The sequence below is a fragment of the Pseudomonas haemolytica genome, from assembly GCF_009659625.1.
Taxonomy (GTDB): Bacteria; Pseudomonadota; Gammaproteobacteria; order Pseudomonadales; family Pseudomonadaceae; genus Aquipseudomonas; species Aquipseudomonas haemolytica.
In genome coordinates this window covers 59,198-74,328 of the sequence record NZ_VOIW01000002.1, presented here as the reverse complement: position 1 = coordinate 74,328, position 15,131 = coordinate 59,198, and the positions used below count along the sequence as shown (strand labels likewise).

Genomic DNA, 15,131 nt, shown 5'->3' with positions numbered 1-15,131 from the left:
ATCAGGCCTGGAAATAAAAATGCCCCGTATCTTGCGATACGGGGCATTTTTTAATGCGCTAGCTGATCAGTCGTCGCGGCTCATGATGCCGAAGATCTGCAGCAGGCTGACAAACAGGTTGTAGATCGATACATACAGGCTGACGGTCGCCATGATGTAGTTACGCTCACCACCGTGGATGATGGCGCTGGTCTGGAACAGGATGCACACCGAGGAAAACAGCACAAAACCTGCGCTGATCGCCAGTTGCAGGCCGCTGATCTGGAAGAACATGCTGGCAACCACTGCCGCCAGCAACACGAAGAAGCCTGCGGTGATGAAGCCACCCAGGAAGCTCATGTCCTTACGGCTGATCAGCACGTAGGCCGACAGGCCACCAAATACCAGGGCCGTCATGGCAAACGCCGAACTGACCACTTCCGCACCGCCGGCCATGCCGAGGTAACGGTTGAGGATCGGGCCGAGGATGAAGCCCATGAAGCCGGTCAAGGCAAACGCCGACACCAGGCCCCAGGCCGAGTCGCGCAGCTTGTTGGTCAGGAAGAACAGACCATAGAAGCCGATCAACACGACAAAGATATTTGGATAACCGACGCGCATCTGCTGGGCCACGTACGCCATTACACCGCTGAATGCGAGGGTAAGGGCGAGCAGGCCGTAGGTGTTGCGCAAGACGCGGCTGACTTCAAGCTGCTCAGCCTGCGCGTTACCATTCACTGCGTAATTCTGTTCGCGCATGGCGACACTCCTTCAGTTTTGAAACGTTCAGTCGCAAAGATCATAACAGACGCTCTGTAACTAGCGATGCAGAGAGTTTGACAGTGTGTTTCATTCGGGTATTATGGCGCCCGCTGACACCGGATGGGCTACTATAATCCTGTGATGCACAAGGGAAATTGGCAGAGTGGTTGAATGCACCGGTCTTGAAAACCGGCGAACGTTAATAGCGTTCCCAGGGTTCGAATCCCTGGTTTCCCGCCAAGATTCACACGAAAGCCCCGCGATTGCGGGGCTTTTGCGTTTCTGGGGTCTGGCTTTGGCTGACTTGTATTTGCTCGGCGTTCCATAACTATTATGGAAGTGTTCCAGAACCTTTTTTATTTTGAAGGCTTCGCTGTGGCGCCGAGACTCCTGTAAACGCGCTTTGCGATCTCCTGGTTACTATGCCCAAGTAGCAGGCTGGCCTCGCCGATATCTACGATCTGAAATCTCCCTGACTAATTTGCCCAGGCTATTTTCCCCTTCCTCTGTACGCACCCGGATGCGACCAGCAGGCCGCCACCGCACGACCTGACGATGTGCGAGGCTACGGCCTTGCCCTGGCATATCCTGTCGTGGCCCGAGGGCGACTTGCGGACGATCACACCGATGCCGGAAATGCTACATTCCCGCCAAACCAAATGGGGAGCGACATGAGGATTTTGATACCGGCGGTCGCGGTAGCGTTAGCGATGATGGCAGGGTGCGCTGTATCCAAAAGCGCTGCCCATCATGCCGAACCCGCTTCAGATACTCAGGAGTGCGTGACGTACCGAGCCATGATGACAGCTCCGATGGAACCAAGGGCTCATGAGCGGCTGAGATTGGCTTGCGACATCTCTAGGTCAACGGTGGGCTCGAAATAGCTTGGACGCGTATTTGAAGCGCCAACTCTCCTGTATCGACATGACAAAGCCCGGCAAATTGCCTCTTTCGTCTTCTGCCTGTCGTCCGCTGCCATGCTAGGGCTTGGTGTGCTGCTTGCCAGTTACGAATGGCTGTTCAACGCGGTGAAGTTCATCGGTGCCGGTTATTTGTTCTATCTCTGATCCTTACCTCGATCTTCATGGCATTGTCGATGTCATCTCTAAGCATATATGCCGCGCTCGCCTCCCGAGCTAAGGAGCTTGTAGCTCCACCAGCGAAACGTTCAAGGCAAGAAAAAGCCATCACTCCTGCCACTATCAGAACTTCAGGAGTACCCGATGCAACCTCTACTCCTTCATTTATTTGCGGCAACCCGCTCACCGACTCCGCTTCCTAAGACCGCTTTGGTGAGCTAAATCGTGCAGGTCCGGGATGATTAAAATGTTCTCCAAAGGTATGACCTGGGTCATACCCCGATTTCGGCAGTCTGCTAGCGTATCCGGCCGCTGAAACGCTCAGGGAGGATCAGTTCGGCCTACACGCCATATTGATGACTGGAGCATTCACGGTGAAGAGCTGGCACTGCATAATTGGTATCTTGGTGGTTACTACACTAACGCTGCTGATTGAAATACCTATTGATACTTGGCTTACATCGGCAACTCTCAGCCTGATACTTGGAACTTGCGCGTTGGTCTATATGGCTGCTTCCTGCCTGATGGCCAGTCGCTGGGGTGTAATCGAGAGTCTATTCGGCGGCCTGGACCGGGTCTATGAATCGCACAAATGGCTAGGCATCTGGGCACTCGTATTTGCCACTTATCACTTTGTGTTCAAGGCAAATCTGGACGTTTGGAACAGCGTCCCTATCCTGGAGTTGCCAAAATATTGGACACGACTAGTGCGCCAGTTGAGCTATGTAGCTTTAGGCCTCATCGTATTACTTGCGCTGAATCGCAATATTCCTTACAGCTTATGGCGGTGGTGGCACAAGCTCTCGGGACCCTTGTTTCTTGTCGTGATCTTGCATTGGCTTAGCTTCAAATCGCCGATCACTTTGTTCAGCCCCTCAGGTATCTGGTTGGCACTGTCCTGCGGGCTGGGTGTGTTAGCGGCCCTCTACAAACTGATTTTTTACCCGTTTCTCGCACGTGCTGGCGAGTACAAGGTGACAGCAGTCAATAGGGGAAATAGGGCGCTGCATTTGACGCTGGAACCAACCCATAAGGGGTTTGAATTCAGCGCTGGGCAGTTTGCTTTTCTGGCAATGCAGCAAAAAGGCTTGCGTGAGCCTCACCCGTTCACAATAGCGAGTGCTGGCGGTCAAAATGGGCAGGTTGAGTTCATAATCAGAGGGCTTGGGGATTACACCAAAAAGCTGTGTGAGTGCGCGAAAGTCGGAATGCTGGCCACTCTATACGCCCCTTATGGGAAATTTAAACGGGCCTCTCAGGCCGAGCGGGAAATTTGGATCGGCGCAGGTGTAGGGATTTCACCCTTCATTTCCTGGTTGCAAGATCCGAATGGCAAAGACTTCGAAAAGGTAACCTTGGTCTATTGCTTCACGCCCTCGCGCGCCTTTCCACCCTCCGAAGAGTTGGAAAGCATAACCGCAAAGCGTGGCGTGCAATTTGTTCGTAATACAGGTGGCACTGAGCAGTTGGCTGAAACCTTGCGTGAGGCAGTCGCTCAAACCAAGCCCCACCAGATTCATGTAAGTTTTTGCGGCCCGAAAGGCCTACTGCACAAGGTGTATGAACTTATGGCAATCAATCGGATTCCGAAAGCTAATCTTCACTTCGAACTTTTCGAGTTTCGTTGATTCGATAAGGTGCCTAATACAACTCACGTTACTTGGCTTTTCCGCCCACATTCACACGAAAGCCCCGCGATTGCGGGGCTTTTGCGTTTCTGGGGTTTGGTTATGCCGGGCTATTAATGGCTGACCATTTCCGCATCATTTCGGGCAGTTGCCGCAACGAGTTGCGCGAAGCGGTCATCTGGTCGGTTGAACGATCTCGCCAATACGTCGATAAACCGTCTCGGTTAAGGTACCAGCATTCGCATCAGGTCACAGGATCGGTGACCTTCATTGCTCTGAGCCTATTCTTGGCAAGTTGTGAGATGGGTTTCTCTATCAACGTGAAACTTGCCCACGAAACCGCAGCAATCGTTACCGTAATCAGTGCGAAGGTTGTCCACGTAGCCAGGCCAGCTACCTGCTGAAACCTGAGCCCAAAGCAAATTACAAGCACGTGGCATAGGTAGGTCGAATAGGACCAGTCACCGAGTTTTGATAGGAAACCTATTCGACTGAACAGACGTTCCTGAGAGATCGCAGCTATCAGTATCATGGCGCAAGGTAAGCCGTTACCATAAGGGTCGTGATTGATTGGGGAGTTTACTGAGATTCTCCAGAACGCTACGGCGATCATAGACGCGGCTACCACTAAAGGAATACGTGTTACATACCCTTTCTGGTAAAGCAGGGCGATACCTATGCCAAAAAGAAACTCATAGACGATTCGGTTTTTGAAGAAGATGAAGTCTCCACCCAAGGCAGGCAGGAAAGCTTGCATTAGCAATACCCCCGCGACGATTGCAACAACTCTTAATCGCACTGGAAGGTAAAGGGCCAAAAAGAATATGACGTAAAATGCCATTTCGTAATTTAGGGTCCATCCCATGGTGACCACCGGATACAGGCCGATTCCCGAGGGGTTTTGTGCGGGTATGAAAAATAAACTCTTTAGTAGAAATACCGGTTCGTACATTGTTAGGGGCACTATGCCTGGCACAATTAATAATGTAGCGACGGTGGCCAATGTAAATGACCAGTAGGCTGGGGCAATACGCGCCAGTCGATGTAAGGCAAAAATGCCGGGCGATTGGTGTTTTTGTGATGCGGACAGATATATTACAAATCCACTAATTACGAAAAATAAATCGACGCCTACAGCACCGTATTTATATAGCGCTACGGAAACTGGATCTGTAAGTGAGAATTTGAATGCGACCTGCATGTAGTGATGAAAGACCACAATCCATGCGGCCAAAGCTCTTAAAGTCTGTATTGAGTTGAGCATGAATGCAGCCGTCTAAAAAAATTGAGTATACCCAAATCTTTGCTATTGGACGGCTATCACATAGCTCAGACCTTCGTATCAGTGATTTTCCGTAGTTCGCCGATCAATCGCTGATTTCCCCTGAACACGTGGTCGCGCTGGTCCGTCAGTATGTCCACGGATCTGTAATTGAGCGTGCCAGAAGGCTCGGCACTCACGGACTACAAGCGCTCCAGCGCCGCCTTGAGTTCCTTTGCCGAAATGGCCTTGTCGAGCGATTGTACAAAAGCCCCGCGATTGCGGGGCTCTTGCGTTTCTGGGGTTTGGTTGTGCCGGGCTATTCAGGCAGTGGGTCTGACCCGGAAAGCCAGGAACACTGGGCCGAATGGGAAGGTGCTGACTTCCAGCTCATCTAGTGGGTTAAGCGTTCGCGTGCGGCCACCAGCGTTGCTGTAGATCATGTGGCTGCTCGATACGGCGATGTTGATCTTGCCGGCGGCCGCCTGGATTAGAGTCACCTTGAACCCTTCAGTCACGTCATCACCAATTGTGAGCGTGACGTCTGTATCGCTGATGACCAGGATCGACTTGCCAGAGTCCGCCATGGTCAGTGGTCTGCTGCCGGTGATAGAGACGTTGGGGTGCACGTGTCCACCGGCGTGGTAGCTGACCATCCTCGGGTCAGCGAAGACCCGGGCGAAGGAACCGACATAATTCACACTGGCGCGCATGTCATCAAATTGCTCGACCACATAAGTACCGATGCTGCCGGAGACTTCCCCGTTGGGATCCAGAACCCATTTGCGTCCAACCATCAGCCCGATCTGGGTGTTGGCACGTACCCCTGCACGCATTTCTTCGAGAAACAGCTGACTGATCTGACCACCGCCTTTGCCCTGGACATAGGTAAACCGTGCAATGGAGTGGCTTTCTCCAGTAGGGCTACCCTGGGAGGTGTCGACCGTGTAGTCGACAAAGTCTGCCGAGACGGTGGTGGTCGTTGTGTTGGCGTTTGGCGCCCAGGTGAAGTCCAAGACCCTGCCGGTTTTGACCTGCTCTAGGGAAGTGGTGGTCTGTGAGGTAGTCGTAGAGCCTGACTGCTTCAAATCATCGTTCATGATACTCATCCGTAAGTGAAGTGCGTATTTGAGTGCGGGTCGAAATGCCCCGAAGCGTATGACCGCCGTCATAACGCCACTATCTTTATCTGCGGCCATAATCCCGGGAGGGCTACCGCCTGGTTTCAGACTCCTTGGATAGGTGAATATCGAAACTTCCAAGGTGGTGTCCTGTCCGAGCTTTCATACCTGCTTTTAAGTTCAGCCTGCGAAGAAGCGGATGAGAAGTCACCAAGATGGAGTAATTCGAATGAAAATAGTGAGCCTTTCAACTCTTGCGGGTGCCTCCCTGATGCTGGTGGTTGGAGGCGCTTGCGCTGAGCAGTATCTGCCTGAGATTGCCAGCAAAGCGCCTTACAAAAAAGCCTACGCAGAGATGCTCAGTCATCCAACCTGGGTCAGCAAAGCTCAGGGCACAGCCTCGCCAGTCGAGAAGGTTTCGGCTGAGGGCAAGAGTTTCACGGTAGGCCATATGTGCAAGCCGCATGATTGTGCAGATAACCAGCTAATCGTGGTCTTTAACGCAGATGGAACGAAGTCCTGGGGGTTGCTCGCGACTCGTCCAGCGGATGGAGAGGCGTTCAGTAAGCAATTACTCGGTAATCCCGACAGTGTGGTCCAGGGGCTACTGAACAAGTCGTTTTCTGATAACAATCCCGAAGATTGATGAGCGTGTAGCGACATGCGGGTGTTTCGTAATGGGTCCAATCCGATTGGGGGGTGATCCGGCAAGCCATCCTGGTGAATCTGCTTGACCCCAAGCTGTCGATCTTCGCTTTCCTGCAACAATTCATCGGTCACAACGTGGAGCATCCACACTGCTCATGCTGCAACTCTCAATCATTTTCATGGCAATGACGTTCGTGGTGTTCACAGGCTACGGAGTGTTTGCGGCGGGCGCTCGCGGCCGCATTCGTCTCTTGGGATGGCGGCTGCAACCGATAGCGTGGGGAAGGCAAGCAACATAACGAATATAAAGGTGCGTCCGTTCATTTGATATCTCCTGAAAAGCTATAAAGTCGTCGGTTTCAATAGCGTCGACCGACTGGATTCAGCAGTTGAACACCGGCGCATAACGCTCTTCGCGCTTTTTGAAGTGAATAGGCGCCATGGGGATTTTTTCACCGTTGACGAAGATATCCGGAAAAGTCAGCGTGAAGTCGTCCATTTCGCCGTTACCCAAGGGCGTGCCCTTACTGTAGGGCGTGGATATTTTCTTGGGGTCGAACCCAGTTTTTAACTGCGCAATACTAACTTGATAAGTTTGACCTGAAGCCAGTTTCACGGTCACCTCAGGCGAGGCCGCACTCACCCAGAGCGACGTGGCGGCGTTGCCCGGATGCGGTTTATACAGACGGCCGAACAGGCGAAGTTCCGTGTCGGATGTCTTCACATTACCTGGCCAACTCGGTGTACCCGGCGGGGCCACATACACCAGCACGTGAACCCAGTTAAGCTCCTCGGACAGTGGCGTAAAACTCATTGCAGCGTGTGCACCCGGACAAGTTCGTGAAAGTAGGGCGTTCTGGCCAGCCGACGATTCCGGGTGCAGATAGGGCTCCGTACTGCACCCCGCGGCTAGTGCCAATAGAGAACACAGGAGGTACTTGTTCATCACGCATTTTCCTTTGCGTCAATTCGCAACGAGAAGGTCTCTAACAGTTGCAAGGATCCGTTCAATGTTGAATGGCTTTACCAAAACCGCATCAAACAAATCCGATCTTTCCATACCCAGGTGCGCTTGCGCTCCGCTGATCAAGATGATCGGCAAGTGACTAACGGCAGGCAAGGCGCGCACGGCCTTGGCGAATTCGAGGCCGTCCATGACAGGCATCATGAAGTCGGTGATGATCAGGGCTGGCCTTTCTCGCTCAAGCACCTCGAGTCCTTTTTGGCCATTGCTGGCCTTCACCACCATGTAGCCTTCATCCTCCAGCGCATAGCCGAGAATATCAGCGATCAAGTATTCGTCGTCGACGACCAGGATAGTGGTCATGTGAATTCAACCTGAATCAATGACTTAGGAAGATGAACCGTGCAGCGCTGTAGGAATGGGAACTGGCGGTTCATTGCTTGAAGCCTTTTTCAGATCAACGTCTTGGTCACGGATGACCACTTCAAATCGCGAAGGGTCATAAGAGCTATCTCTTACTTTAAGAATGGAAATAGTCCGGCTTAGTTCAGAGTGATTCTCGAAGAAGCGCATAAGCATCAGGTTGTCGACGATGCTGGAGAGATCAGAGTTCGGTGAGCTGACCTCGGAGCCGAAAAGATCACGCATCTCCCAGGACGCAAACACGGTCACGCCCCTGGAGCGCAGTTCGTTCATCAGCGCACTGTAAAAGTCAGTGATCCGGGCAGGGCTCGTGGAAACCCGCGTCATGCCGCTGAGGCTATCGATGAACAAACGCTTGATCCCTTTTTCTTCGACGATGCTCAGCAGTCGTGCGCCCAGCCCATCTAGAAGACCTTCGGTGGTAGGTTGCCAGGTGATGCTCAACGCACCACTTTCTTCCATGCCCTTGATATCGATACCCAGAGATTGGCCTTTCAGGCGTAACCGCTCCGGGCTTTCATAGAAGCCAAAATGCAGCCCCGGTGCTTGCACCGTCGATTCGCTCAGGAATTTGAGCCCCAGCGTGGTCTTACCTATTCCAGAGGGGCCCATGACCAACGTCACGCTGGAACTGTAAAGGCCCCCGCCCAATATGGTGTCCAATGCACCTATGCCACTGGCGATGCGCGTCATATCCGCGCTGTCGGGTGCGGACGGGTGGCTGTAAAGGCTTTCCAGGCGCGGATAAACCACCAAGCCCTTTTCAGTGATTTCACACTCGTGAAGCCCAGTCAGCGCCGCGCTGCCACGGGTTTTACGCAGTTGAATACGACGCGCCGAGCGAGTGCCATACAGCTCTTCGCCCAACTCAATGACGCCGTCAACCATGGTGTGCTCGGGGCTGCCGTCATCCAGCCGTGAACTGGTGAGAAACAATACGGTGCATCCAGCAAATGCGGCGTGCCCTTGCAATTCCGAGATGAACTTCTTCGTGTCGATAGGCGAGTCGGCTTTAGAGCGCGCGTTGAGCAAGCCGTCTACCACCATGACCGTGGCCTTCTGACGGCTGATCTCGCGCCTTAGTAGTTTGACGACTTCATCCAGGCCTTCATTTTCCAGGGTGTCAAATGCGCTGACGAACTGGATTTCGGCTCCTACCAGGGCTGAGTCGAAAAAGCTCAAGGTCGACAGGAATTGAAAAAGACGGTCGTGGGATTCGGCAAGCAGTGTGGCAACCAGGACCCGGCCTCCATTGCGCGCATGATGGAAGCCAAGTTGGTTGGCGAGAATCGTTTTGCCAGATCCCGGACGGCCCTGAACAATGTAGGAAGCACCTGAGACAAGTCCTCCTTTAAGCAGAGCATCCAGGCCTTCTATTCCACTTTGAAGGCGATTTAACTTTTCCACAATGCGACCCTGATCTGAAAAAACACGCGGTTAAACCGAATGTGTAGGATGCTAACGCCATTTCTGTGTTGGAGCTATCGACACTTCTGCAACGGATAAAATCAAATTACCGCCGCGCTCTAACGATTGAGTCTCTACGACTCGCCATAGGGTGTACTATCAAATTCTGCCCATCAGAAATTAGTTAGCCATGTCCGCGCTAAACGAAGAGAGCCGCCAGATCGTAGCGTCTCTGGCGCAACGGGTTGGCCCTGATGCTGATACTGCAAGGATCGCGCAAGCAATTGTCTCGACCTTGCAGGCTATTGATGCAGCCCTTACCCCCATCATTGGTCAGCAAGGGGTAGCCGCGCTTTATCGACGCAGCCTTCATCTGTGCGCTTCCCGGCACCCGCGCGTGGCCCACCTGTCTGATCGCGTGCAAGCCTCGCTGGATCTGAAAGCGCTTGATTCTGTACTTGTTACAGAAAGCGAAGCAGACGCCTTGTTGTTTGGTGAAGTGATGCTGACCACCTTTTACGAGTTACTCACTACGCTGATCGGGCCCTCGCTCACCGCACGCTTACTTCGCGACGTGTGGACACCTTCTTTGAGCGACACATCTGCGCAGGAAAATTCGCCATGAACACCAAAGTGACTATCAATCGCCTGGCCACCGGAGTTCCAGGGCTGGACGAGGTGCTGGGCGGGGGATTGCCGGAGTTTTCGTTCAACCTGATCGCCGGCCCGCCGGGCTGTGGCAAAACCACCCTGGCGCATCAAATGATGTTTGCCTTGGCGACACCCGAGCGCCCGGCACTGTTTTTCACCGTGCTCGGCGAGCCGCCGTTGAAAATGCTGCGCTACCAACAGCAATTCGACTTTTTTGACAGTGAAGCCATCAATCAGTCGATCCGCTACATCAACTTGGCCACAGACACCCTGGCTGGGGATTTGGATGAGGTGTTACGCCGTATCGTTGCTGAGGTTGAGGCCCACTCTCCGGCGCTGGTGTTTGTCGACTCGTTCCGTTCAGTGGTGCTGGCGAGCCAGACACAGGACAACCCCAACAATAACTTGCCGCAGTTCGTTCAGCAGTTGGGCATGTTGATGACCACTTGGCAGGCAACCACCTTCCTGATTGGCGAATACTTCAGCGAAACCGACACCAATCCGATTTTCACTGTGGCCGATGGCCTGATCTGGCTGCGCCAGAGCGTTCAGCGCAACTCCATGGTGCGCAAGATGGAAATCATGAAGATGCGCGGCCAGCCGACGCTGCCGGGGCTGCATACCTTTCGCATCGCCACCTCGGGTATCCGGGTGTTTGCGCCGGCGCCACTCAATCCGGTTGAACCACCCCCTAGGTCTGCGATGCAGCGCCTGAAAATGGGTGTGCCACAACTCGACGAGATGCTCGGCGGCGGCTTGCCCCGTGGCTACTCCCTACTGGTGGCCGGCCCATCGGGTTCGGGCAAAAGCATTCTCGCTGCGACGTTCCTCGCCGAGGGCGCTCGCAATGGCGAAACCGGGGTGATAGCGGTATTTGAACAGCGCCCCAATCGCTCTCAGAACGCCATCCTCGCGGGTTTGATTCAGGGCGGTAAGGTCGGTTTGGTCGATAGCCGTGCGCCGGACTTGTCCATCGATGAAATCGTCCAGTTGCTGTTGAGCGAGATCACCCGGCTGAACGCCACCCGCGTGGTGATCGATTCGCTGTCAGGCTTCGAACTGGCGCTCGCCCCGACCTTCCGCGAAGACTTTCGTGAGTCGTTGTCGCGCATGGTTACCGCCCTCACCAACGCAGGGGTTAGCGTGTTGATGACGTCCGAGCTGGAGGACCGCTACACCGATCTGCGCTTCAGTCCTTACGGTACGGCATTTCTCACCGACGCAATTATCGTCCAGCGCTATATTGAAGTGGAGAGCCGTTTGCTGCGGATCATGGCGGTGGTCAAGGTGCGGGCTAGCGCTCACTCCGACGAACTGCGGCTGTACCGCATCGACGATGACGGCGTGCAGATCGGAGAGAGGTTGCCGGATAAAGAGGGGTTGCTAGGGGGAAGACCTACCCAACAGCGTACGGTCACATTCCAGGGATGAGCGAAATATCATGAGTGAGGCTGACGGCAAGAATAAGCAAGCGATAGCCACCGCAGCACGCGAGCTGTTCCTTCTCGGCCAGAAAACGGTCGCGGCGCGGGCGGTGCTCGCATCGGTGCACAAGGAGCTTAACCAAGCCCATAGCCAACTCCTCGATAATTTGCAGGTCGAGCAACTGATTGAAGCCAACCAGCAGTTGGTGCTCGCCATTCTTTCGGCGCAGTCGGAGGCTGAAAATCCGAAAATCGCTCAGGCCGAGCAGCAAATGTACCTTGAGATGCGCGAGGCCAACGAGCAATTGGTCATAGCTGCGCTTAGCGCACAAGACCTGCAGGTCGCGGCGCAAGATGCGCTGAAGCAGCAACGCAACTTCCTCAACCTGGTGGCCCACGAACTGCGAAATCCTCTTACACCCATTAGTCTGATTGCTGGCCGGTTGGTACGAGTGCCGAGCGAAGAGTTGCCGCGCATGCAGATGCTGATAGAGGGGCAGGTGAAGCAGATGTCGCGGTTGGTTGAAGACTTGCTCGACATTGCCCGCGCCAGCACGGGTAAGTTTCACCTTGATTGCCAGCGTGTCGATCTGGCTCAGATCATCCTTGAGGCAATAGAAACCTGCACCCCGGTGATGGTCGCTCACCACTTGCATTTCAGCGCGCAATTGCCAGAGCGTGCGTTGATGGTCTATGGCGATTCGGCACGCCTCACTCAAATTCTCGGCAATCTTCTAGGCAACGCAGCCAAGTACACGCCGGTGGATGGCGCAGTCATGTTTACGGTCACCGCCGACGCCGATCAACTTCACATTCGAATCTGCGATACCGGTATCGGTATAACGGCCGACGCGCTACCGTTCATCTTTGACCCCTTCGTGCAGGATGTGCACGCGGTTGGTTTCAATGGGGCAGGCCTGGGCATTGGTCTGACGGTCGTGCGTGAGTTGATCGCAGCCCACGGCGGCACAGTGACCGGTACAAGCCAGGGGGCCGGGAAGGGAAGCGAGTTTACGGTAACGTTGCCCTTGATCCATTAGATGTTTATTGGATGATAGAACCGACAATTACCGCGGAGTAGGTTCGCTGATGCGCTGGCAGGCAACCCGGCAACGCAGATAAATAGACCAATCGGTGCGGTGTTTCCCTTTCCTCTGTAGGAAGCGGCCTATCTTGCCTCTCAGTGCTTGAAACGCTTCCCGGCGGGCAATAGCCTCGGATTTTTCTTAAACACGAGGCCCTACCTTGGGTAAACGAAAAACGGTTTGGCCCACGGATCGCGAAATCCGTTTGCGGTTTATCCTCTTTGCGGTGATCGACGCCGCGACTGTACAGGGCGTCTCGGCCGAGTTGCTGTTGCCGGCGCACAAGCTGCTGCGCGACTCGCCTTCGCAAACCCAGTTGCGCGATGCCTTGAGCGATATCCTGGCCACCGACGAAATGTACGGTTTCCGCTTTCCGGCAGGGTCGGAGGCGGATGATCTGATGCGGGCGCTAGCAGCGGCGGACGGCTAAATCGGGTTCGATACTGTTTTGCAAGCGTCCTGGTCCGTCAATAAGGCGTGACCTGACGGGCGTGCCTGCCTTCCCATCACTGTTCGCGTGGTGGGCCAGGCCTGTCACGTTCCCGAATTCCAAGGACCTGCCCCAATGCTGCTGCGCCAACCCCCGTTCCTTTTTGCCGCCCTGACCTTCAGCTCGTTGGTACAGGCCGAAGGCCTGCAATTGGCGCCGGTCGAAGTCACCACCACTGAGGCCAGCGCCGGCGAAATCGCCCAGGCTCAGCTCCAAAGCGTGCCCGGCGGCACCAACTTCATCGATATGAACAGCGTGCAACAGGGGCGGGTCAGCAGTAACGAGGATGTCTTCAAGTACCAGGCCGGGGTGTATGCCAAGGCGGCGAATAATGAAGGGGTGAAATTGTCCATTCGCGGCTCGGGCCTGAACCGCAGCCCCGGTGCCCATGCCTCCGGCTTGTACGAAATGTTCGACGGCCTGCCGCTTACCGGCCCGGGCGGCACGCCCTATGAACTCAAGGACCCGCTGTGGCAGAGCCGGGTGGAAGTGCTGCGCGGCGCCAATGGCTTCGATCAGGGCGCGTTGGCCTTGGGCGGCTCGGTCAATTATGTCACCCGCACCGGCTACGATGCGCCCAAGCTGCAAGTACGCTACGAGGCCGGTAGCCGCGGCTATACCCAGCGCGAAATCAGTTCGGGCCAGGTGCTGGGGGATGCCGACTACTACATCAGCCTCACGGATTCGGCCTCCGACCGCTATCAGCATCAAAGCGCCGGCACCGGCAAGGGCATCGCCGCCAACTTCGGCTACCGTTTCAACCCGGACCTGGAAACGCGCTTCTACTTGCGTTACCGCGAAACCACCAACGATTCCCCCGGCAAGCTCACGCGCTACCAGATCAGCCATGACCCGCGTGCCGCCAACAGCCTCAACGCTGCCCGCGATTCAAAACGCCTGCAACCGGGCTCTACCTGGATCGCCAACAAGACCACCTTGCAACTGGATGACGCCTCAAGGGTCGAGGTCGGGCTGGCCTATCACGACTACCCCATGGACCTGCGCGAAGGCACCAATCGCCTGAAAGTCGCCTACACCGATATCAGCGGCACCCTGAACTACATCCGCCAGGACAGCCTGTTCGGCCATGCCAGCAAAACCACCGTCGGCCTGCGCACCACCCAGGCGATGCCGAACAATGGCGCCTCGGAATACGTACGCACCCCCGCTGGCAATACCGCCACCTATGCACCCGGCACCAAAACCCGTGACTACAGTTACCTGGGTTCCGACACCGTGCTGCATGTAGGCAACGAGCTGGAACTGGTAGAGGACCTGTGGCTGACCACCGGCCTCGCTGCGATCTACACCCGCCGTGAAACCCAGGTAACTTACCCCGACGGCCAGGCACCGGTCAGTCAACATGACTGGGACTACGCACCGCGCATCGGCCTGCGCTACGACTTCACCGCGCAATTGCAGCTATACACCAACCTGAGCCGCTCGGTAGAGCCGCCGCACGCCTGGTCGATGATCTGGGGCTCCAACAAATATTTCGGTCCGGGCAATGGCGCGGCCACAGGGTTGCAGCGAGAAGGCGTGAAGTTGCGTAATCAGACCGCCACCACCCTGGAAATCGGCGGACGCGGTGAAGCCTGGCTCGGCCAGTGGGACCTGGCCCTCTACCGCTCCGAAGTACGCCACGAGCTGCTCTCCGTAGAAACCCAGGCCCAGACCGCCAACAGCAGCGCCATCATCGCCGAATCCAATGCCAGCCCCACCGTGCACCAAGGCGTGGAACTGAGCCTGCTCAGCCCTCTATGGGACGGCGGCCGCAGCGGTAGGCTCGACCTGCGCCAGGCCTATACCTTCAGCGACTTCCACTACCGCAACGACGACCGTTTCGGTGGCAACACCTTGCCTGGCATTCCCAAGCACTACTACCAGGCGCAAGTGCGCTACAGCCATCCGACGGGTTTCTACACCAGCCTCAACACCGAGCACGCCTCGCGGGTCGCGGTGGACTACGCCAATTCCTACTACGCTGCGGCCTACACCACCCTCGGCGCCACGTTCGGCTACGACGCACCCAAACAGGACTGGCAAGCCTGGGTCGACCTGCGCAACCTCACTAACCGTCGCTACGCCAACACCGTGACACCGGGTTACGACGATAAAGGCATGGACGCGGCACGTTCCACCCCCGCGGATGGGCGTGGCATCTATACCGGGGTGTCGTGGAGCTGGCGTTGATGGGCATTGCGCGCTA

Annotated in this window: 13 protein-coding genes, 1 tRNA gene and 2 pseudogenes; 10 read left to right on the top strand and 6 right to left on the bottom strand. The window is 55.4% G+C overall.

Annotation, left to right across the window (positions count from 1 at the left end):
- Window positions 1–66: 66 nt before the first annotated feature.
- On the bottom strand, window positions 67–738 hold the full coding sequence (locus FRT59_RS06540) for a Bax inhibitor-1/YccA family protein (protein ID WP_034120190.1): 672 nt from the start codon (window positions 736–738) through the stop codon (window positions 67–69).
- A 152-nt stretch (window positions 739–890) separates the two neighbouring features.
- On the opposite strand from FRT59_RS06540, the gene FRT59_RS06535 reads away from it, so the two are divergent.
- The 4 genes and pseudogenes from FRT59_RS06535 to FRT59_RS06525 all read left to right on the top strand — a co-directional run bounded on the left by FRT59_RS06535 (window position 891) and on the right by FRT59_RS06525 (window position 3,448).
- Window positions 891–981 (top strand) — tRNA-Ser (locus tag FRT59_RS06535).
- 270 nt (window positions 982–1,251) lie between these two features.
- A pseudogene (locus tag FRT59_RS27165) lies at window positions 1,252–1,368 on the top strand (MPN domain-containing protein); the annotation flags it as partial.
- A 317-nt stretch (window positions 1,369–1,685) separates the two neighbouring features.
- Window positions 1,686–1,903 (top strand): annotated as a pseudogene (locus tag FRT59_RS06530) (hypothetical protein); the annotation flags it as partial.
- Between the two features lie 291 nt (window positions 1,904–2,194).
- Complete coding sequence (locus tag FRT59_RS06525; RefSeq protein ID WP_198809814.1) at window positions 2,195–3,448, top strand: ferredoxin reductase family protein; 1,254 nt, start codon at window positions 2,195–2,197, stop codon at window positions 3,446–3,448.
- A gap of 244 nt (window positions 3,449–3,692) precedes the next feature.
- Here FRT59_RS06525 and FRT59_RS06520 read toward each other — a convergent pair whose 3' ends face one another.
- Window positions 3,693–4,712, bottom strand: a complete 1,020-nt coding sequence (locus FRT59_RS06520; protein WP_153870737.1) for an acyltransferase family protein — start codon at window positions 4,710–4,712, stop codon at window positions 3,693–3,695.
- Between the two features lie 320 nt (window positions 4,713–5,032).
- Entirely contained in the window at window positions 5,033–5,809 is a 777-nt protein-coding gene (locus FRT59_RS06515) for a hypothetical protein (protein WP_233094254.1), read from the bottom strand.
- Window positions 5,810–6,059: 250 nt separating this feature from the next.
- On the opposite strand from FRT59_RS06515, the gene FRT59_RS06510 reads away from it, so the two are divergent.
- A complete protein-coding gene (locus tag FRT59_RS06510) occupies window positions 6,060–6,476 on the top strand; it encodes an Ivy family c-type lysozyme inhibitor (RefSeq protein ID WP_153870736.1) in 417 nt (138 codons plus the stop codon).
- Between the two features lie 384 nt (window positions 6,477–6,860).
- On the opposite strand, the gene FRT59_RS06505 is transcribed toward FRT59_RS06510, so the two are convergent.
- The 3 genes from FRT59_RS06505 to FRT59_RS06495 are packed head-to-tail and all read right to left on the bottom strand — an operon-like array spanning window position 6,861 to window position 9,275.
- Window positions 6,861–7,424: a hypothetical protein gene (locus FRT59_RS06505; RefSeq protein WP_153870735.1), complete on the bottom strand. Its 564-nt coding sequence runs from the start codon at window positions 7,422–7,424 to the stop codon at window positions 6,861–6,863.
- 18 nt (window positions 7,425–7,442) lie between these two features.
- On the bottom strand, window positions 7,443–7,805 hold the full coding sequence (locus FRT59_RS06500) for a response regulator (protein WP_153870734.1): 363 nt from the start codon (window positions 7,803–7,805) through the stop codon (window positions 7,443–7,445).
- Window positions 7,806–7,829: 24 nt separating this feature from the next.
- The gene (locus FRT59_RS06495) at window positions 7,830–9,275 is read right to left on the bottom strand and encodes an ATPase domain-containing protein (protein ID WP_198809822.1); all 1,446 of its coding nucleotides are present in this window, start codon (window positions 9,273–9,275) and stop codon (window positions 7,830–7,832) included.
- 187 nt (window positions 9,276–9,462) lie between these two features.
- Between FRT59_RS06495 and FRT59_RS06490 the strand changes: the two genes are divergently transcribed.
- From FRT59_RS06490 to FRT59_RS06470, 5 genes are all read left to right on the top strand, one after another.
- Window positions 9,463–9,897, top strand: coding sequence for a hypothetical protein (locus FRT59_RS06490; RefSeq protein WP_153870733.1), 435 nt, complete (start codon window positions 9,463–9,465; stop codon window positions 9,895–9,897).
- Complete coding sequence (locus FRT59_RS06485; RefSeq protein WP_153870732.1) at window positions 9,894–11,354, top strand: ATPase domain-containing protein; 1,461 nt, start codon at window positions 9,894–9,896, stop codon at window positions 11,352–11,354. The genes FRT59_RS06490 and FRT59_RS06485 overlap by 4 nt, the downstream gene beginning before the upstream one ends.
- Before the next feature lie 10 nt (window positions 11,355–11,364).
- On the top strand, window positions 11,365–12,387 hold the full coding sequence (locus FRT59_RS06480; RefSeq protein ID WP_153870731.1) for a sensor histidine kinase: 1,023 nt from the start codon (window positions 11,365–11,367) through the stop codon (window positions 12,385–12,387).
- Between the two features lie 205 nt (window positions 12,388–12,592).
- Complete coding sequence (locus tag FRT59_RS06475) at window positions 12,593–12,862, top strand: hypothetical protein (RefSeq protein WP_153870730.1); 270 nt, start codon at window positions 12,593–12,595, stop codon at window positions 12,860–12,862.
- A 135-nt stretch (window positions 12,863–12,997) separates the two neighbouring features.
- The gene (locus tag FRT59_RS06470; RefSeq protein ID WP_153870729.1) at window positions 12,998–15,115 is read left to right on the top strand and encodes a TonB-dependent receptor family protein; all 2,118 of its coding nucleotides are present in this window, start codon (window positions 12,998–13,000) and stop codon (window positions 15,113–15,115) included.
- Window positions 15,116–15,131: the final 16 nt, after the last annotated feature.

Coding starts and splice junctions, on each gene's coding strand:
- FRT59_RS06485 (WP_153870732.1), top strand. CDS start 9,894: ATGAACACCAAAGTGACTATCAATCGCCTGGCCACCGGAGTTCCAGGG.
- FRT59_RS06505 (WP_153870735.1), bottom strand. CDS start 7,424: ATGAACAAGTACCTCCTGTGTTCTCTATTGGCACTAGCCGCGGGGTGC.
- FRT59_RS06480 (WP_153870731.1), top strand. CDS start 11,365: ATGAGTGAGGCTGACGGCAAGAATAAGCAAGCGATAGCCACCGCAGCA.
- FRT59_RS06520 (WP_153870737.1), bottom strand. CDS start 4,712: ATGCTCAACTCAATACAGACTTTAAGAGCTTTGGCCGCATGGATTGTG.
- FRT59_RS06470 (WP_153870729.1), top strand. CDS start 12,998: ATGCTGCTGCGCCAACCCCCGTTCCTTTTTGCCGCCCTGACCTTCAGC.
- FRT59_RS06490 (WP_153870733.1), top strand. CDS start 9,463: ATGTCCGCGCTAAACGAAGAGAGCCGCCAGATCGTAGCGTCTCTGGCG.
- FRT59_RS06510 (WP_153870736.1), top strand. CDS start 6,060: ATGAAAATAGTGAGCCTTTCAACTCTTGCGGGTGCCTCCCTGATGCTG.
- FRT59_RS06515 (WP_233094254.1), bottom strand. CDS start 5,809: ATGAACGATGATTTGAAGCAGTCAGGCTCTACGACTACCTCACAGACC.
- FRT59_RS06540 (WP_034120190.1), bottom strand. CDS start 738: ATGCGCGAACAGAATTACGCAGTGAATGGTAACGCGCAGGCTGAGCAG.
- FRT59_RS06500 (WP_153870734.1), bottom strand. CDS start 7,805: ATGACCACTATCCTGGTCGTCGACGACGAATACTTGATCGCTGATATT.